Source organism: Pollutimonas sp. M17 (genome assembly GCF_025836975.1).
GTDB lineage: Bacteria > Pseudomonadota > Gammaproteobacteria > Burkholderiales > Burkholderiaceae_B.
In genome coordinates this window covers 3060113-3077907 of record NZ_CP107548.1, presented here as the reverse complement: position 1 = coordinate 3077907, position 17795 = coordinate 3060113, and the positions used below count along the sequence as shown (strand labels likewise).

Below are 17795 nucleotides of genomic sequence, written 5' to 3'. Positions count from 1 at the left end.
ACAGGATCGCCCGGTCGACAATGGCATGACATCACCGCAACACATTGCATGGTTGCGCACTTATCAACGCCGTCATTCAGGAGTCATTCATGCCAGCTTATGCCGTCGCCATCATTTCCGAAACGCGTCCGAACGACGAGATCCGCGCCTATCTCGAGCAAATCGACTCGACACTCCAGCCGTTCGCAGGCCAATTCATCATCCACGGCGGGCCGTATCTTTCGTTGGAGGGCGAGCCGACGGCAGACCTGGTCGTCATCAAGTTTCCCGATCTGGAGCGTGCGTCGCGCTGGTATGATTCGCCGGCCTACCAAGCGATAAAAGCATTAAGGACGGCAAACAGCGTTGGGACAGTGTTTCTTGTCCAGGGTGTGCCGGCAGATCACCGCGCTATGGACATTCTTGCTTGAGCGGTGCACCAACTGCCGGATGCAGCTATATCGTGCAAGGTCTGCTTTGCGGATGTCCGAGGCTTCAAGCTTTTACACCTTTCCCTGAAGCTGAGCGCCGCCCAATATTCTTCGCGATGCACAAGGCTTACCAAGCAGCTCGACCATCCGCAACTCGCATGGGGAAAGGTCGTGTCCCCGTCGTCGCGACACCATGAACGTAAGCGAACCGAGGTGCCAGGCGCGGCGTTCAAGTTCGACGAGCTGTCCGCTCGCTAGATCGTCGCCAACCATGTGTCGTGGCATGTGTCCCCAGCCCAGGCCGGCCTTGAGAAGATCGCGTTTGGCGCCCAGGTCATTGACCAGCCACTGGCGCTTGCCGGCGACGCCCTGTTGGGTCTTTTCCGCTTCCGGCTGGTTGTCCGTAACGACGATCTGAACATGTCGGGCAAACTCGTCCTTCGGGATGGGTTTCAGTATCGAAGCGAGCGGGTGGGATGGTGCGCATACCGTCACCATGTCCGCCTGGCACAGCCAGTGGCGTTCCATGGCGTCCGGGTCGACCTCGGGCACGTTCTGGATCGTGACAGCGAGGGCACATACGCCTTCGAGCACCAGCTTCTCTCCGCCTTGCATGGTGGTGATCCGAAGGTCGATCACTGCGGTGCTGAACTCCGCTTGCAGCGTCATCAAGCAGTCGATCAGGTGGGCACGCGGGAAGTAGGCGTCGATCGCAATTGAAACCTGTGGTGCCCCGGCGCTGGCGATAGCGCTGGCGCGGTTCTTCATCTCTTCCGTGCGTGAGATAACCGCACGCGCGTCCGGCAAGAGGCTGTGTCCCGCCGCGGTGAGCTGCGCCTTCCGTGTGTTTCGTTCGAACAGCTCGACATCAAATGCGCTTTCCAGCGCCTTGATCGCATGGCTGATGGCCGACTGGGCGCGTCTGAGCTTGTGCGCCGCAGCTGAAAAGCTTCCCTGGTCGCATACCGCAACGAAGGCACGCAGCTGGTTGATGGTGACATTGTCGAGCATATCATCTAGTTAATAGATTGAATTAATCGATTTTTCGTCAATTGTATTGATGCGTCAAGGGGCCTAGACTGTTTTCTGGTTTTAACAATAGGACGCCGACCCGGCGAAATATCATGAACAGACTGAATGGAAAGACCGCCGTGATCACCGGCGGCGCCACCGGTATCGGCCGCGCCGCGGCTAAGCGCTTCATCGAGGAAGGCGCCTTCGTTTTCATCTTCGGCCGTCGGCAGGAAGCGCTTGACGCCGCTGTGGCCGACCTGGGCCCCAATGCGCGCGCGGTGAAGGGCTCCGTCTCCGCTCCGGACGACCTCGACCGCTTGTATGCGGCGGTGAAGGCGGAACGTGGAACTCTCGACATCGTCTTCGCCAACGCGGGGACGGGAGGCCTGCTTCCGCTTGGCAAGATCACCGCCAAGCACATTGATGAAACCTTCGACACCAATGTGAAGGGTTCGATTTTCACGGTCCAGAAGGCGCTGCCGTTGATGGGCGAGGGCGGTTCGATCATCCTCACTGGATCGAGCGCCGGCACGACGGGGGCGCCGGCATTCAGCGTCTACAGCGCGAGCAAGGCGGCAGTGCGCAACCTCGTGCGGACCTGGGCGGAGGACCTGAAAGGCACCGGCATCCGGATAAACGTGCTGTCGCCTGGGCCGACGGCGACTGAGCTTGCGAAAGCAGCAGTGGGCGAGGAGGGCATGAAGGTCTTCGCGTCGATGAATCCGCTCCAGCGCATGGCTGAGCCGGCGGAGATCGGAGCGGCGGCTGCGTTTCTCGCATCGCAGGACAGCAGTTTCATGACCGCCAGCGAGCTTGCCGTCGACGGCGGCCTGGCGCAAATCTGACATAAGGCGCTCTGCCGGCTACTCCAGCCGATAGCTGAAACCCGCAGGGCGCTGCAACCAAAAGGAAAATATATGAGTTATGCGATTATTGGCTTCGGCGACATCGGCCAGGCTCTTGCCAAGGCCTTTGCCCGTAGCGGCATCGAGGTATCTGTTGCAACCACTCGCGACCCGCAGAGCTTTGCCTCCGACGCGGCCGCTATCGGCCCCGAGATCATTCCGAAGACGCTGGCGGAGGCCGTCAAGGCTGATGTCATCTTCCTGGCTGTGCGTTACGCCTCGCACCAGGAGGTAGCGAAGGCGCTGCCTACCTGGAAGGGAAAGACCATCATCGATGTGACCAATGCCTACGGCGTGCCCCCTGAAGAACTGGGAGAACAGCCTTCTTCCAAGGTCGTCGCCAAGGCCTTTACGGGTGCAAGGCTGGTCAAGGGTTTCAATCACCTGGCCGCTGCCGTTCTGGGCCGGGACCCCGGCATACAGGGTGGCAGAAGAGTCGTGTTCCTGACGAGCGACGATGACGACGCCGCAGCGGAGGTTGCCGCGCTAGCGGAAGATCTCGGCTTCGCCCCGATCACACTTGGCGGGCTTGCGGAAGGCGGGCTGCTTGTTCACGGGCGGGGAAACAGCTGGGGCCGGCTGATCTTTAAGGACTTGGTTAAGTTTGACCGATGAGTCGTGATGTGGCTGACTTTTCGTAGACCCAAGCCGCCAGTCACTCGGGCGCGCTGAATGCCTGATGGTAGGTGACCGTACCGGTCGGCACTGCTTGCCCAAACGGCCGTACCATGAAGTATTGGGGTGGTATGTCTGGCAACACGAGCCCAGCATTGTTGGTAAAACCGAATCGCTGGTAGTAGGACGGGTCGCCAAGGACGACGCAGCCCGATGCTCCTTGTTCGGAAAGCCTCGCAAGTGCCTCGCGCATTAGTTCGGACCCAATTCCACGTCGCTGCAGGTCGGGGACGACTGCAACAGGGCCAACACCAAACCATCCTGGGGCTCCGTCGGATATGGAAACCGGCGAAACCGCGACATTTCCAACTATAGATTCGTCCACTACAGCAACCAGGGAAAGGGTCAACGCACCGGCATCGCGCAGTGCGGCGAGAATGAACTGCTCGTTCCGGTTCGCATGAGGTGCACCCAGAAATGCTGATTCAATAACTGCCTGAATGACCGCAACATCTTCTGGGGTTTCGGGGCGAATGATCGGTTTCGTCATGTAGGTCAGTATAGGCGACGATATCTGTCTTGTCGTTCAGGCAATTGGACACATAAAACGAAGGGGCCTGGGCGCTACAACCAGCCGCCAATGGAAGCGGATAACTCTCGCCAAACGTCCTTGAGCAAGAGCATTCTGGGGAAACAGCCCTGGTTCGAGAGCTGGACGGAAATTTTCCTTACATACGCTTAACTTTGTCGAGCGATCTTATCTAATCCTTCATGCCCGCGCTTGAGACAGCAGCATAGGCAGCTCAGCCAAGGCCTTCAACTGATGCTTCATCGGAGCACAATGATATTCAAGCGGCGCATCGTTCCTGTTGATGCGGACAGCGTTGAACCCGAACGCTGCCGCGCCCGCGACATCCCATGAATTGGATGACACGAAGCAAACCTGGTGGGGGCGCACGTCGAGACGGTCGCACGCCAGTTGGTATACGCTGGGATCGGGCTTGTAGGTCTTGATATCATCCGCCGAGATGCAGTCGTCCAGCAAGCCGCCCAGATTGCCCGCGCGTATCGCGCCCTGCAGCATGTCATTGCTTCCATTGGACAAGATGGCGGTGACGTAGCCTTGAGCCTTCAGCATTTCAAGGCTCTTGGCGGCATCCGGGTAGGCTTTCAGTTCGAAGTAGGCGTTCAGCAGATTTTCTTTCAGGCCTGGCCGGCCTTCAAGTCCATAGGCCTGCAGGACGAAGTCCAGCGCTTCAATGGTCAGTTGCCAGAAGTCCGCATATTTCCCCATCATTCCGCGGGTCCATGAGTATTCAAGCTGGCGTTGGCGCCATAGGGCCGAGAATGCCTCGGCTCCATCCCCCACCTTATCTGCATTCGCCATCACGGCGGAATGGACGTCCAGAAGGGTGCCATAGGCATCAAAGATGCATGCACGGGTCGAATTCATGTTTGTCTCCAGTTTGATCGCAGCGAAGGCCGTGGCGTCATGGTGTGTCGGGGATGTCTAGAAGGGACAGTGCAGGCGCCACTACTCCTTTGAGAAGTCCAGGTTCGGGACGGACTCGCGCCAGGACACGCACTCCCATCAGGACGCCGAGAAGATGCTTGGCCAGGAGTTCCGGCGGGGTGGATTTGCCGATGCTCCCGTCAGACTGCCCCGCGCGCAGATGTTCAAGAAAGAAGTGTTCGATCCGCATTAAAACGCCGGCGATGACCTCTTGAAACTCAGGGTCGTGCGGGGCCAGCTCAAGAGCGGCGTTGACCAACATGCATCCTTTATGCTGCGGATCGCTAAGCGAACGCTGGACGATATCGGCGAAGAATGCGCCTATCGCCTCGCGAGGCGGCAATGCATCGCAAGACTGGATGCGCTGCGCGACGCTGCAATTGACATAGTGGTCCAGTGCCCTTTGATAGAGCGCCCGCTTGTCGCCAAATGCGTTGTACAGGCTTGCTCCGGTAAGGCCTGTTTCATTGATCAGGTCCCGTACCGAGGTTGCCTCATAGCCCTGGTTCCAGAAGCACAGGACTGCCTTGTCGAGCACTGCTTCCTCGTCGAATTCACGGGGTCTGGCCATGTGACCTCTCCTTGGTATGACGCCTTGAACGGCTTCACTTTTTGGATGTTGTGTGCCATTATAGAACAAATGAACTAAAACTTGAACGTACACCAGGAAGGGCGCGGGGCGTTCCCCCACCTGAAGCGGCTTTTTATGAATGTCGAAGCGCGGCCGGCAGTCGCCCGTGCGCGCGAGGTGGGCAAGGACCATGCCTTCAAGCGGGTCAATGACGAAGAAACAAGACGGGCGCTGTTCCCGTCCAACTATCCTTCTGCCGTTTGAGGCAGGCGTACGCATCCATGGAGATGAAAGCATGACGAATTTTCCCGAGTACACACCGCCGGCAGTCTGGACTTGGAACAAGCCCAACGGGGGCGCTTTCGCGAGCGTGAACCGCCCGGTCGCGGGGCCGACGCACGAAAAGGAATTGCCGGTCGGACGCCATCCGCTCCAACTCTATTCCCTTGCCACGCCGAACGGCCAGAAGGTCACGATCATGCTGGAAGAGCTGCTGGCCTTGGGACACACCGGGGCGGAATACGACGCGTGGTTGATCCGCATCGGCGAGGGCGACCAGTTCGGCAGCGGTTTTGTGGACGTCAATCCAAATTCCAAGATCCCCGCCTTGATGGACCGTTCCGGCGCAACGCCTGTACGGGTGTTCGAGTCCGGCGCGATTCTGGTCTATCTTGCCGAAAAATTCGATGCCCTGTTGCCGACGACGCAACCTGCACGCGCGGAGTGCCTGTCCTGGCTGTTCTGGCAGATGGGCAGCGCGCCCTACCTGGGCGGCGGCTTCGGCCACTTCTACGCCTACGCGCCATTCAAGATCGAATACGCCATCGACCGCTATGCCATGGAGGTCAAGCGTCAGCTGGACGTGCTGGATCGCCGCCTGGCCGAAAGCGAATACCTGGGCGGCAGCGAATACACGATTGCCGACATCGCTGTGTTTCCTTGGTACGGGGGCTTGGCCAAGGGCTGGCAGTATGGCGCCGCTGAATTTCTATCGGTACACGAATACACGCACGTACAGCGCTGGGCCGACACGATTCTGGCAAGGCCCGCCGTCAAGCGCGGGCGCATGGTCAACCGTGTGTCGGGCGATCTCTCGTCCCAGTTGCACGAGCGCCACGACGCCGACGACTTCAACACGAAAACACAAGACAAGCTTCAAGGTGGCAGTGATGAACATCAGCGGTAAACGTATCCTTATCACCGGAGGGACCAGCGGCATTGGCTACGCGCTGGCCCAGGCGCTGCTTGCCAAAGGCGCAAAGGTCGCTATCAGCGGCCGTCGTCCCAATGTTGTCGCAACAGCAGCCCAGGCGCTTCAAGAAAGTGGTTCCGTCGTCCACGGTATCGCCGCCGATGTGTCAACACCGGAAGGGCGTGCGGCCACGATCAATGAAGCCGTGGATGCATTAGGCGGGCTTGATATCCTGGTCAACAACGCGGGAGGCGTCAGGGCGGGCAGGCTGGAGAACACCGAAGAAGCCGAGCTCCAGGCCATGATAGACGTCAATCTCGTGGGGCCGATCATGCTGACGCGTTCCGCCATGCCGGCGCTGCGTGCCAGCGGCGAAGCAATGGTCGTGAATGTGTCGTCCGGGATCGCCTTGGTGGGAGCGCCTTTCTACGCAACCTACGCCGCCGTCAAGGCCGGCATCGCTCGTTTTGGCGAATCGTTGCGGCGCGAGCTTAAAGGTGAAGGCGTGCACGTGCTGACCGTTTATCCGGGCGGCACAGACACGCCGATGATGAAGTCCAACCGGGCAGGCCCCGAGCTGGGCTTCTCGCGTGAGCCGGCCTCCGCAGTCGCCGATGCCATTGTCGCCGGGATGGAGTCCGAAGCCTTCGAGGTCATCCGGGGCGGCGATACCCGGGCACAGATGATCGCCCTGAACCGCGACAACCCGGCGGCCATCGACGAGCGCTTTCTCGGATTGAAGCCGGCACTGGAGGATGCAATAAAGGACCATTCGGCACTTTGATGTGCTCAAATCTGCCCATGGGGGTCTTCAACGGCTTGCCCCGACCAGCCTTAACATGCCCCCTGAAACAAGCTCCCGGAACTATTGTCCCAGGCGCTGTAGTACGACATGCGTGGCTTTCTCCGACGCTACGGATTCAACGCATTCGTATCCCAAAGCCCGCAAGTCGATCCCTTCGTACAGCGATTCTCCTTGGCCGAGCAGGACCGGCGCGATGGCAATGTGCAGTTCATCTATGAGGCCTTCGCGTAGATACTGTCGTATTGTGTCCGGCCCACCGCCGATCCGCACGTCCATTCCGTCGGCAGCCTTGCGTGCGCGGTCCAGCGCTTCGTGTATGCCGCCCGTTATGAAGTGGAACGTGGTGCCGCCTTCCATCTCGATGGATGGCCGGGCATGGTGGGTCAAGACGAAGGCTGGAACGTGATACGGTGGATTGTCTCCCCACCAGCCTTTCCAGCTGGTGTCCGACCAGTCTCCGCGAATGGGGCCGAACATATTCCTTCCAAGAATCCAGGCGCCAACATTCTGAAAGCCGCGGGCGGCGAAATCGTCGTCAATCCCGACCGTGCCGCCATCGTTGCCGAACAAGGCCCGCTGGAACGTGCGTGTTGGAAGCAGCCATTGATGCAGATCCGTTCCGCCAATGCCGAGTGGATTGTCGATGTCTTGCTTCGGACCCGCCCCGTATCCGTCGAGCGAAATGGTGAAGCCCTCAACGCGAACTCGTGTCATGGTTTGCCTTCGTTTGAATGCCTGACAGGTATCAGCCACCATGATAATGTTGGTTCCCCAGGCGCAAGCCAATTGTCAAAGCGCGCCATGAACCCAAGCCAGCCACGCAGCAGAGTATCTAGATAGGGCGATCAATCCACCGTCTTCAATACATCCCCGATCTTCCCGAATATCTCCGCGATCTGGCCTTCCTCGATAATCAGCGGCGGAGAGATCGCCAGGATATCGCCGGTATAGCGCACCATCAACCCCTGGTCGAAGCACTTCGCAAAAACCTCCGCCGCACGTGCCCCCGGTGCGCCAGGCCTGGGCGTAAGCTCTATGCCGGCGACCAGCCCCAGATTCCGCACGTCCACCACATGCCGCGCGCCCTCCAATCGATGCGCCGCATCCTCGAACGCCTTCGCCAGCCCCGCGGCGCGCTTGAATAGCTGCTCCCGCTCATAGATGTCCAGGGCCGCAATGATGGCCGCCATGGCCAATGGATGCCCCGAATAGGTATAGCCATGGAAAAACTCGATGCCACTGGCCGACGCATTCACGATGGTGTCGTGGATTTCCCGCTTCACGGCCACGGCGCCGGCGGGGACGCTGGCGTTGCTGATGCCTTTTGCCAGGGTGATCAGGTCTGGGGTGACGCCCAGGAACCCGCTGGCGGTGGCCGCGCCCAGGCGGCCGAAACCCGTGATCACCTCGTCGAAAATCAGCAAGATGCCGTGTTTCTCGGTGATGGCGCGCAGCCTTTCCAGATAGCCTTTTGGCGGTATCAGCACGCCGGTGGAGCCGGCCAGCGGCTCGACGATGACGGCGGCGATGGTGGAGGCATCGTGCAGGGCGACGATGCGTTCAAGCTCGTCGGCCAGATGGTCGCCCCAGGCGGGCTGTCCGCGCGAATAGGCATTGCGCGACAGGTCGTGCGTATGTGGCAGGTGATCCACGCCGGGCAGCAGGGCGCCGGAGAACATCTTGCGGTTGGGCGAGATGCCGCCCACCGAAATGCCGCCGAAGCCCACGCCGTGGTAGCCGCGCTCGCGGCCGATGAGGCGGGTGCGCTGGCCCTCGCCGCGGGCGCGATGGTAGGCCAGGGCGATCTTTAGCGCGGTGTCGACGGACTCCGAGCCCGAGTTGGTGAAAAAGATGCGGTCCATGCCGGCGGGCATCAGCGCCGCCACGGCCGAGGCGGCGCGGAAGGAGATGTCGTGGCCCAGCTGGAAGCTGGGCGCATAGTCCAGCTCGGCGGTTTGGCGTGAAATGGCGTCGACGATTTCCTGGCGTCCATGCCCTGCGTTCACGCACCACAGGCCCGACGTTCCATCCAGGATCTCGTGGCCGTCGTCCGCGTAGTAGTACATGCCTTTGGCCCGGGTCAGCAGTCGAGGCTGCTGCTTGAACTGGCGGTTCGCCGTGAAGGGCATCCAGAGCTTGGACAGGTCTGTGGGTTGGGCTTGGCTGTTCATGGTCACCTCGAAGACAGGGTTTGCAGACGGGTGTGGGTGCGTAGCTGCTTGTGTCGTGTATCTACGCGCCGGGCCGCCGCGTATAGCGGACGAAATCGAAAGCCAGGCCGTTTTCCTCGGCCTGCGGCAGCCGCTCGGCTTCTTGCCACAAGGCGGGATCCAGGGCGGGAAAGTAGGTGTCGCCGGCGATGTCCGCGTGGATTTCCGTGGCGATGATTTCATCGGCCAGGTCCAGGGCATGGCGGAACAGCTGCTCGCCGCCGATGACGCAGGCCTTGTCGGCCGTGCCGCAGGCGGCAAGCGCGCCTTCCAGCGTTGAAAACGTCGTGGCGCCTTCGGCTTGGTAGGCGAGGTTCCGGCTGACGACCAGGTTGGGACGGCCGGGCAGGGGCCTGCCCAGCGACTCCCAGGTATTGCGGCCCATGATGATGGGATTCCCCAGGGTCGTGCGCTTGAAGTGCGCCAGGTCGGAAGGCAGCCGCCAGGGCAGTGCGTTGTCGCGCCCTATGACGCGGTTGCGGGAATAAGCGACGACGAGCTGGATGGTGGGCGTAGGCATGCGGTTCCGAAAGGGCGGGTCAGACGGCGACGGGCGCCTTGATGTGCGGGTGCGCTTCATAGTCCACGATCTCGAAGTCCTCGTAGCGGTAGTCGAAGATGGAATCGGGCTTGCGCTTGATGTTCAGCTTGGGATAGGGATGGGGTTCGCGCGACAGTTGCAGCTCGACCTGTTCCAGGTGATTGCTGTACAGGTGGCAGTCGCCGCCCGTCCAGATGAAGTCGCCCACGTCCAGGCCGCATTGCTGCGCCACCAGATGGGTCAGCAAGGCGTAGCTGGCGATATTGAAGGGCACGCCCAGGAAGATGTCGGCGCTGCGTTGGTACAACTGGCAGGAAAGCTTGCCGTCGGCCACATAGAACTGGAAAAAGGCATGGCAGGGCGGCAGGGCCATATTAGGTATCTCGGCCACGTTCCAGGCCGAGACGATCAGGCGGCGCGAATCGGGGTTCTGGCGAATCTGGTCCAGCAACTGGGATATCTGGTCGATGTGCCCGCCATTGGGCGTGGGCCAGGACCGCCATTGCACGCCGTAGACCGGCCCCAGGTCGCCGTTTTCGTCGGCCCATTCATTCCAGATGCTGACGCCTTGCTCCTGCAGCCAGCGCACGTTCGAATCGCCGCGCAGGAACCACAGCAGTTCGATGAAAATGCTTTTGGTGTGCAGCTTCTTGGTGGTGATCAGGGGGAAGCCTTCGGCAAGGTCGAAGCGCATCTGATGGCCGAAGACCGAACGCGTCCCCGTTCCGGTCCTGTCGGTCTTGGCGATGCCATGTTCGTAGACATGGCGCATGAAATCTTCGTACTGATGCATGGATGATCCGGGCATGGTCCAGGGTTGTGGCAAGTGCCGCCAAGGCGGCCCGTGGCGCTAGGCTTCGACGACGGTGACCGAATGCGTGATGTCGGCGGTCTTGGCCAGCATGGCGCTGGCCGAGCAGTATTTCTCGTGCGAGAGCTGCACGGCGCGTTCCACCGCGGCGGTGGGCAGGCCCTTGCCCGTGACCGTGAAGGCGAAATGGATCTTGGTGAAGACCTTTGGGTCGGTCGCCGCCCGCTCGGCGGTCAGCTTGGCCTGGCAGCCCGTTACCACATGGCGGCCGCGCTTCAGGATGAGCACCACATCGTACGCGGCGCAGCCGCCCGCGCCGGTCAGCAGCATCTCCATGGGGCGGGGCGCCAGATTGTTGCCGCCGCCGTCCGGGGCCCCATCCATGGCCGTCACGTGGCCGCTGCCCGTACGCGCCACAAACAGCATGCCTTCGGGGCCGCCCCAGTCTATCGTGCTTTCCATTTCCGATCTTCCGCTTCAACATTCAGGTGAAGGGTCAATCATACTCATAAGCGCCGCCGGCGTCACATGCGGGCCGAGGCCGCCGGGAGGCTGCGGGGCGGCCCTCATTACCAATATTCGGCGTAGGGAAATTACGGGTTTCCCCTAATCCATCCCTTATCATTCCGGCAGTTCTATCGTGAGGCGATGTGTTGATCCGGGCGATCCAATCCCGGCTTTCGCTTCCCGCACCTGTTCCCGGAGTTCTGATGAACACCATCACCCTATTGTTACTGACATTCATTCTTTCCGTCACGGGCCTGTTCGTTTTCATCTGGTCGCTGCGCCATCATCTTTTCGACGACAACCCCGCCGCGGCCAACGTGATATTTTCCGAAGGCGAGATCGGCAAGATCGAGGAGCCCGCCGCCACGGCGGATCAGCACCGCGCGCTGCAAGAAGCCGTGGATGCCACGCATGCCCCCGCCGCCGACGCGGCGCGCGACGCGCGCATGGCGGTGGAGCTGGCCCAGCGCGTGCAGGCGGACCGGTCGACCGCCTACGTGACTTTCGTCTTCCTGGCCTGTGCCGTGGTGTGGCTGATCTTCGCATCGACCGCCGGGCTGATCAGTTCGATCAAGCTGCACCAGCCCGATTTCCTGACGGACTATGCTTGGCTGACGTTCGGCCGCATACGGACCCTGCACTTGAACGCCGTGGCTTACGGCTGGGCGCCCATGGCGGCCTTCGGCATTGCCATATGGACCTTGCCGCGCCTGCTGAAAACGGAGCTCATGGGCGGCCGTTTCGCGATCCTGGGCGCCATGCTGTGGAATGCGGCGCTGATCGCGGGGCTGGGCAGCATCGCCGCGGGTTTCAACGACGGGCTGGAGTGGCTGGAAATTCCCTGGCAGATCGACATCCTGTTCGTCATAGGCGGGGCGCTGATCGGCCTGCCCCTGGTCTTCACGCTGCAGAACCGCAAGGTGAAACACCTGTACGTTTCGATCTGGTACATGGGCGCGGCGCTGTTCTGGTTCCCCATCCTGTTCCTGGTGGGCAACCTGCCGGGCGTGCATTTCGGGGTGGAGCAGGCCACCATGAACTGGTGGTTCGGGCACAATGTGCTGGGCCTGTTCTACACGCCGGTGGCTCTGGCGTCGGTGTATTACTTCCTGCCCAAGATCATCGGCCGCCCCATACAGTCGTACAACCTGTCGCTGCTGGGCTTCTGGGCGCTGGCCTTCTTCTATGGGCAGGTGGGCGGCCATCACCTGGTGGGCGGCCCGGTGCCCAGCTGGCTCATCACGCTGTCCATCGTGCAGAGCATGATGATGATCGTCCCGGTGCTGGCGTTCTCGGTCAATCAGCATTTGACCATGCGGCACCATTTCAAGACGCTGATCTATTCGCCCACGCTGCGTTTCATCGTGCTGGGCGGGATGATGTACACGCTCAGTTCGGTGCAGGGTTCCTTCGAGGCCCTGCGCAGCATCAATACGGTCACCCATTTCACGCACTTTACGGTGGCCCATGCCCATCTTGGGCTATACGGATTCTTCTCGCTGGTGATGTTCGGCGCCATCTATTTCGTGATGCCCCGCGTGATGTCCTGGGAATGGCCTTATCCGAAGCTGATCGCCCTGCATTTCTGGCTGGTCGTGGTGGGCTTCGGCATCTACTTCATCGGCCTGAGCATAGGGGGATGGCTGCAGGGCGTGGCCATGCTGGATGCCTCGCGCTCCTTCATGGAATCGGTGCGCGTGACCATTCCTTATCTGGAGGCGCGCTCGGTGGGCGGGGCGGTCATGACGCTGGGCCACCTGGTGTTTGCAGTGCACTTCGTCACCATGGCGTTGCGCTATGGCCGCAAGCGGGTGGGCCCGGCCTTGTTCCATAAACGATCCGCCGATCCCATGGCGACGCCTGTGGCGGTGGAGGCCTGATCATGGAAAACGAATACAAACTGCTGAGCGGCGCCATGGTGACCCTGGCCCTGGCGACAGCCACCCTCGTTGTCGTTCCATACATGCAGCTGTCCGACACGCAGCCTTCCGAAGGGTTGAAGCCTTATACCTCGGCGCAGTTGCGCGGCCGGCAGCAGTACATCGACAACGGCTGCGTCTACTGCCACACCCAGCAGCCACGCGCGCAGTCGCAGGCGCCCGATTTCAAACGGGGCTGGGGCCGCGCGCCGGTGGCGGGCGACTATTACTACGACCATCCCCATCTGCTGGGCACCATGCGCACCGGTCCGGACCTGCTGAATATCGGCGCGCGGCAGCCCAGCGCCGACTGGAACCTGGGCCATCTGTACCAGCCCCGCGCCTACACGCCGGGCAGCATCATGCCGTCCTATCCCTATTTGTTCGAGGTCAAGGACAAGGCCGACAAGGGCGACAAGGTGGTGAACCTGCCGCCGGGCTATGCGCCGGTGGGGCAGGTGGTCGTGGCGCGCCCCGAGGCGTTGGACCTGGTGGAATACCTGCTGGCGCTGGATCGCACGTATCCGGTCAAGCCGCCTCCCGAGGCCGCCCGATAGCCGCCATCCCGGCCGCGTAAAAGGGCCGGGGCGCAGAACGAGTCGTTGGAGAACAGGATGTCAGACACTTCCAAGAAAATCGAAGCCCAGCAGCGGGAGATGCCGGAGCCTTATGAAGGCAACCGGCCCATTCCCTGGCTGGTCATCATCATCGTTGCCGGTATCTTTGCATGGGCCATCGGCTACATCGGCTTCACGCATCAGACCAATCCGCCGTCCTACGGCGATCGCCGCACGGCGGCGGATTTCAAGGTGGCGGCGAGCGCAGCGGGCGGAAAGGTGGATGGAGCCCAGATCTATACCGCGCAATGCCTGGCCTGTCACCAGGCCGGCGGCCAGGGGCTGCCCGGCGTATTCCCGCCATTGGCAGGTTCGGAATGGGTCAATGGCAAGGCCACACTGGCGGTGCAGATCGTCCTGCATGGCATTACGGGCGACCTGACGGTGGGCGGCACGCATTACAACGGCCAGATGCCCACGTTCAAGGACAAACTGGACGACGCGCAGATCGCCGCGGTGGTCAGCCATATACGCGGCAGCTTCGGCAACTTGGCGGGGCCCGTCGATGCGGCCACGGTCAAGGCCGAGCGTGAGGCGACGGCCGCTCATACCCAGCCCTGGAACGGCGATGCCGAGCTGGAGGCGCTGAAATAGGCGGCGCCGCATGAAACTGCTTCTGGCCGTGCTGGTGGTCGCGATGCTGGGCATCGGCGCCCTGTGGGCCCAGACCGACGGCTTTACCGCGCTGACCACCGAAGCGGCGCGGCGCGCCGACATTGCGCGGCATCCCAGGGCGCTGCCCGACGCGGCGCTGCTGACCCGTTCCGGCGAGCGTGTTTCGCTTGAAGATGATCTGCGCAACGATGGACGCGTGGCGGTCGTCAACTTCATGTATACGCGGTGTTTCTCGATTTGCCTGGCCATGGGGGGCGAATTCCAGCAGCTTCAGGAGGCCATCCGGCAGCGCGGACTGGCGGACCGCGTCCGCATCGTCAGCCTTAGTTTCGACCCCGCCGATACGCCTGGCGACCTGTCCCGGTACGCGGCCCGCATGCGGGCGGACCCGGGCATCTGGCAGTTTGCCGCCATGGCCGATGCGGACCAACGCAGGGCGCTGCTGGATGCCTTCGGCATCGTGGTGGTGCCGGCCCCCCTGGGCCAGTATGAACATAATGCCGCCTACCATGTCGTGACGCCCGAGGGGCGGCTGGCGCGCATCGTGGATATCGGCGATGCCGCCGGCTTGCTGGACGATGTGTCGGCCAGGGTGACGGGCGAAAGGGCGGCGCGATGAAGGCCGGGTACTGGGCGGCGCTCAGCGCGGCGGCCTTGCTGCTTGCCGCCGCGTTCGAGGCTCTCCTGACGCGCAGCATGAGCCTGCACATGCTGCTGCACATTCCCCTCATTCTGCTTTCGGGCATTCTGGCCGCCTGCGCTGTTGCTGCCGGCCGCGTCGGAGCGGCCATCCGGGTTTCCGGCTTGCGCGCGCATTATGCGAAATATAATGAGTACGGCATAGCCGGCCTGCTGCTGTGCAGTTTTGTCGCGGCGTACTGGATGATACCCAGGTCGTTGGACCAGGTTCTGGTCTCGGCGCCGGCTAATGGCCTGAAATACCTGGGCCTGTTTATTGCGGGGATGGCGCTGTGCGATTCCTTGCGCCGGGCCAATAGCGTCATAATCCTGTTTTTCCTGGGGAATTTTTCCTGGATGACGGCCATTGCCGGATTGCTGTATCAGGACAACCCGCAGCGGCTCTGCAATTTTTATTTGCTGGGCGACCAGGAAATCGCGGGCAGGGGGCTGGTGGCCGTTGCGGTGCTGGTGCCCGTGGCGTGGCTGTTGGCCGAACGCCGCCGCATCCGGCGATTCTTGCAGCAGTAATTCATATGGAGCACGATAGAAGACGATGGACAAGCCAAGCACATTGCCGACCCCTTCGGGTTTTTCGCGCCGCATGAGCGTGCTGGACCGGATTTTCTCCGAACTGGGGCGCGCTGTTCAGGTGCTGGATGGCTCGGTTCATGCAGGGCGGCCCAACCCCGCCGGCAAGCCGCCGCTGTCGGCCGACGAGTCGGCTGCTTTGTCGCAGGCCGAGCAGAAACACGCGGCCGGCCTGATGCGGGTAAACCATGTGGGTGAAATATGCGCGCAGGCCCTGTATCGTGGGCAGGCCCTGTTTTGCCGCGATGCATCAATCCGCCAAGTCCTGCATCGGGCGGCTGCGGAGGAGGTGGACCATCTTGTGTGGTGCCGCGATCGCCTGCACGAGCTCCAAAGCCGTCCCAGCCTGTTGAACCCGCTCTGGTATGCGGGCTCGTTTTCGCTGGGCGTGCTGGCCAGCCGGGCGGGCGTAGGCAAGAACCTGGGCTTCATGGCCGAGACGGAAAAGCAGGTCGAGCAGCATCTGGATCGGCATTTGAGCGACCTGCCTGCCGCGGATACGCGTTCACGCGACATCGTTACGCAGATGCGCGACGACGAGATCAGCCACCGCAATACGGCCGAGACGCACGGTGCCCATAAATTGCCCAAGCCCGTCCAGCTGGCCATGAAGGCAATGTCCAAAGTGATGACGACCACCGCCTATCGGCTCTAGGGCTGGCCAATTTGTAACAGACTGCGAGGGCAAGGGTTAACAAAGGGTTAACACTTAATTACTCCTTCCGGGTTTCAGCTGTGGCATAGTATGAAAAAAGCCACAAAGTAGCGATTTACAGTTTTTCCGCATTTTTATCTTGCATCGCACAAAAAAACGCTATATACTTTAGTTATCGGATGTCGAAACGTGATTGCAGAGGGAAAACCCCAATCACCCGGTCTCAAGCCCAGTGCTTTAGCAGCCCGACATGCCAAGGTTGTCTCCTCCACCCTCCTCCTTTGGTGGATTTAGCCCGAGATCTCACGATCTCGGGCTTTTTTTTATGTTTTTTCGTGTGTGCCACATGGCGGATAGGCAGGATCGCGGGATCATGCTTATATTTCTTGTTGCAGCTGTTACGAGCAAAACCAGTGTCTGGTTACAAATTGGCCCGATAATGTTGTAGTTTCCACCGTCAATAGGGATTTCGTGATTTCTCCTCAAGCCTGGGAATCGTTCACCTGGTTCTACATCTGTATCGTGGCGTTCATGGTGGGCGGACTGATTGTCGCCTCCGAACGCTGGCACGGGATGTTCACCGGCGATTCCGACATGAACAAGCCGCAAGCCACCCACTCGCGCGCCGCTCCGCGTGTCGGCGGGCTGGCCGTGCTGGCCGGCAGCCTGGCGGGCCTGCTTGTGCTGGGCCCCAGCAATATGACGCTGACCTGGCTGTGGCCGGTGTTGTTCATCGCGGCGATGCCGGTGTTCGTGGCGGGCCTGCTGGAAGACATCACCAAGGACGTCGGTTCCGGAAAGCGCCTGTTGGCGGCTTTTGCATCCGCCGCCATTGCCTGGTGGCTATTGGGCGGCGTTTCGCGCGTGGGCCTGTCCTGGGCCGACTGGATACTTTCATTCTGGCCGGTGTCCTTGCTGTTCACCATGATCGCGGTGGGGGGCTGCACGCATGCCTTGAACATCGTCGACGGCATGAACGGGCTGGCGGGCATGATCGCAACCCTGATGGCCTTGTCGCTGGCGCTGGTCGCCCTGCAAGTGCAGGATATTCCCATCTTCCTGATTTCCGCCGCGCTGGCGTCGGCCACCCTAGGCTTTCTGGTCTGGAATTTTCCTTTCGGCCGCGTCTTCCTGGGCGATGGCGGAGCCTATTTCCTGGGCTTCATGCTGGCCGAACTGGCGGTCCAGCTTGTGGTGCGCAACCCCAGCGTTTCGCCTTTCTATGCGCTGGCCGTGCTGTTCTACCCGGTCTTCGAAACCCTGTTTTCAATCTGGCGCCGCCGTTTCAAGCGCGGCACGCCCGTCGACCAGCCCGATGCGCTGCACCTGCACCAGTTGGTTTTCCGGCGCCTGGTCCGGGCCACGTTCAGCCGCGACCGGCGTCATTCGGTGCCGGCCCTGTGCAATGCCATGACTTCGCCCTACTTGTGGGTGCTGGCCCTGATCGGCCTCGTGCCCGCGACGATCTGGTGGGACAATGCCTGGGCCCTGTGCATCAGCCTGCTGGTTTTTTCCCTGGTCTACCTGTGGCTGTATTCCCGCCTGGTTTCGTGGCGGCGCCCCGCGTGGTTGTTATTGCCTTCGCTCGGGCGCGATAATCGTCGCAAGTAGTGCCGGCCCATAAAT

21 protein-coding genes and 1 pseudogene are annotated in these 17795 nt (G+C 61.4%); 13 read left to right on the top strand and 9 right to left on the bottom strand.

Features of this window, described 5'->3' with window-relative positions; genetic code table 11:
- Positions 1–89: 89 nt before the first annotated feature.
- Positions 90–410 (top strand): DUF1330 domain-containing protein, encoded by a 321-nt coding sequence (locus OEG81_RS14515; RefSeq protein WP_264129986.1) that lies wholly within the window; start codon positions 90–92, stop codon positions 408–410.
- 72 nt (positions 411–482) lie between these two features.
- Here OEG81_RS14515 and OEG81_RS14510 read toward each other — a convergent pair whose 3' ends face one another.
- Positions 483–1421 (bottom strand): LysR family transcriptional regulator, encoded by a 939-nt coding sequence (locus tag OEG81_RS14510; RefSeq protein WP_264129985.1) that lies wholly within the window; start codon positions 1419–1421, stop codon positions 483–485.
- Positions 1422–1534: 113 nt separating this feature from the next.
- Here OEG81_RS14510 and OEG81_RS14505 point away from each other — a divergent pair, with 113 nt between their 5' ends.
- On the top strand, positions 1535–2269 hold the full coding sequence (locus OEG81_RS14505) for an SDR family NAD(P)-dependent oxidoreductase (protein ID WP_264129984.1): 735 nt from the start codon (positions 1535–1537) through the stop codon (positions 2267–2269).
- A gap of 72 nt (positions 2270–2341) precedes the next feature.
- Positions 2342–2944, top strand: a complete 603-nt coding sequence (locus tag OEG81_RS14500) for an NADPH-dependent F420 reductase (protein ID WP_264129983.1) — start codon at positions 2342–2344, stop codon at positions 2942–2944.
- 40 nt (positions 2945–2984) lie between these two features.
- Here OEG81_RS14500 and OEG81_RS14495 read toward each other — a convergent pair whose 3' ends face one another.
- The 3 genes from OEG81_RS14495 to OEG81_RS14485 all read right to left on the bottom strand — a co-directional run bounded on the left by OEG81_RS14495 (position 2985) and on the right by OEG81_RS14485 (position 5028).
- Positions 2985–3494, bottom strand: coding sequence for a GNAT family N-acetyltransferase (locus OEG81_RS14495; protein ID WP_264129982.1), 510 nt, complete (start codon positions 3492–3494; stop codon positions 2985–2987).
- A gap of 219 nt (positions 3495–3713) precedes the next feature.
- Positions 3714–4397 (bottom strand): haloacid dehalogenase type II, encoded by a 684-nt coding sequence (locus tag OEG81_RS14490; protein ID WP_264129981.1) that lies wholly within the window; start codon positions 4395–4397, stop codon positions 3714–3716.
- A 37-nt stretch (positions 4398–4434) separates the two neighbouring features.
- Positions 4435–5028 (bottom strand): TetR/AcrR family transcriptional regulator, encoded by a 594-nt coding sequence (locus tag OEG81_RS14485; RefSeq protein WP_264129980.1) that lies wholly within the window; start codon positions 5026–5028, stop codon positions 4435–4437.
- Positions 5029–5136: 108 nt separating this feature from the next.
- Between OEG81_RS14485 and OEG81_RS14480 the strand changes: the two are divergent.
- The 3 genes and pseudogenes from OEG81_RS14480 to OEG81_RS14470 form a co-directional block, all read left to right on the top strand.
- Positions 5137–5292 (top strand): annotated as a pseudogene (locus tag OEG81_RS14480) (glutathione S-transferase family protein); the annotation flags it as partial.
- 31 nt (positions 5293–5323) lie between these two features.
- Positions 5324–6214 (top strand): glutathione-dependent disulfide-bond oxidoreductase, encoded by an 891-nt coding sequence (gene yghU, locus OEG81_RS14475; protein ID WP_264129979.1) that lies wholly within the window; start codon positions 5324–5326, stop codon positions 6212–6214.
- Positions 6198–7004 carry an SDR family NAD(P)-dependent oxidoreductase gene (locus OEG81_RS14470; protein WP_264129978.1) on the top strand — a complete coding sequence of 269 codons (807 nt, stop codon included), beginning with the start codon at positions 6198–6200 and terminating at the stop codon, positions 7002–7004. The genes yghU and OEG81_RS14470 overlap by 17 nt, the downstream gene beginning before the upstream one ends.
- Before the next feature lie 81 nt (positions 7005–7085).
- On the opposite strand, the gene OEG81_RS14465 is transcribed toward OEG81_RS14470, so the two are convergent.
- The 5 genes from OEG81_RS14465 to OEG81_RS14445 form a co-directional block, all read right to left on the bottom strand.
- Positions 7086–7739, bottom strand: coding sequence for a dihydrofolate reductase family protein (locus OEG81_RS14465; protein ID WP_264132609.1), 654 nt, complete (start codon positions 7737–7739; stop codon positions 7086–7088).
- 131 nt (positions 7740–7870) lie between these two features.
- Positions 7871–9154 carry an aspartate aminotransferase family protein gene (locus tag OEG81_RS14460; protein WP_412034148.1) on the bottom strand — a complete coding sequence of 428 codons (1284 nt, stop codon included), beginning with the start codon at positions 9152–9154 and terminating at the stop codon, positions 7871–7873.
- 103 nt (positions 9155–9257) lie between these two features.
- Positions 9258–9755: a dihydrofolate reductase gene (locus OEG81_RS14455; RefSeq protein WP_264129976.1), complete on the bottom strand. Its 498-nt coding sequence runs from the start codon at positions 9753–9755 to the stop codon at positions 9258–9260.
- Positions 9756–9774: 19 nt separating this feature from the next.
- Positions 9775–10569, bottom strand: coding sequence for a thymidylate synthase (locus OEG81_RS14450; RefSeq protein WP_264129975.1), 795 nt, complete (start codon positions 10567–10569; stop codon positions 9775–9777).
- 57 nt (positions 10570–10626) lie between these two features.
- Entirely contained in the window at positions 10627–11049 is a 423-nt protein-coding gene (locus OEG81_RS14445; RefSeq protein WP_264129974.1) for an OsmC family protein, read from the bottom strand.
- A gap of 248 nt (positions 11050–11297) precedes the next feature.
- Here OEG81_RS14445 and OEG81_RS14440 point away from each other — a divergent pair, with 248 nt between their 5' ends.
- The 7 genes from OEG81_RS14440 (at position 11298) to OEG81_RS14410 (ending at position 17780) form a co-directional block, all read left to right on the top strand.
- Complete coding sequence (locus OEG81_RS14440) at positions 11298–12974, top strand: cbb3-type cytochrome c oxidase subunit I (RefSeq protein WP_264129973.1); 1677 nt, start codon at positions 11298–11300, stop codon at positions 12972–12974.
- Positions 12975–12976: 2 nt separating this feature from the next.
- A complete protein-coding gene (locus OEG81_RS14435) occupies positions 12977–13570 on the top strand; it encodes a cbb3-type cytochrome c oxidase subunit II (protein ID WP_264129972.1) in 594 nt (197 codons plus the stop codon).
- 57 nt (positions 13571–13627) lie between these two features.
- The gene (locus OEG81_RS14430) at positions 13628–14224 is read left to right on the top strand and encodes a c-type cytochrome (protein WP_264129971.1); all 597 of its coding nucleotides are present in this window, start codon (positions 13628–13630) and stop codon (positions 14222–14224) included.
- 10 nt (positions 14225–14234) lie between these two features.
- Positions 14235–14864, top strand: coding sequence for an SCO family protein (locus OEG81_RS14425; RefSeq protein WP_264129970.1), 630 nt, complete (start codon positions 14235–14237; stop codon positions 14862–14864).
- Positions 14861–15454, top strand: coding sequence for a hypothetical protein (locus tag OEG81_RS14420; RefSeq protein ID WP_264129969.1), 594 nt, complete (start codon positions 14861–14863; stop codon positions 15452–15454). Before OEG81_RS14425 ends, OEG81_RS14420 begins: the two co-directional genes overlap by 4 nt.
- A 25-nt stretch (positions 15455–15479) precedes the next feature.
- Complete coding sequence (gene coq7 / locus OEG81_RS14415; RefSeq protein WP_264129968.1) at positions 15480–16169, top strand: 2-polyprenyl-3-methyl-6-methoxy-1,4-benzoquinone monooxygenase; 690 nt, start codon at positions 15480–15482, stop codon at positions 16167–16169.
- 531 nt (positions 16170–16700) lie between these two features.
- Positions 16701–17780, top strand: a complete 1080-nt coding sequence (locus OEG81_RS14410) for an MraY family glycosyltransferase (RefSeq protein ID WP_264132608.1) — start codon at positions 16701–16703, stop codon at positions 17778–17780.
- Positions 17781–17795: the final 15 nt, after the last annotated feature.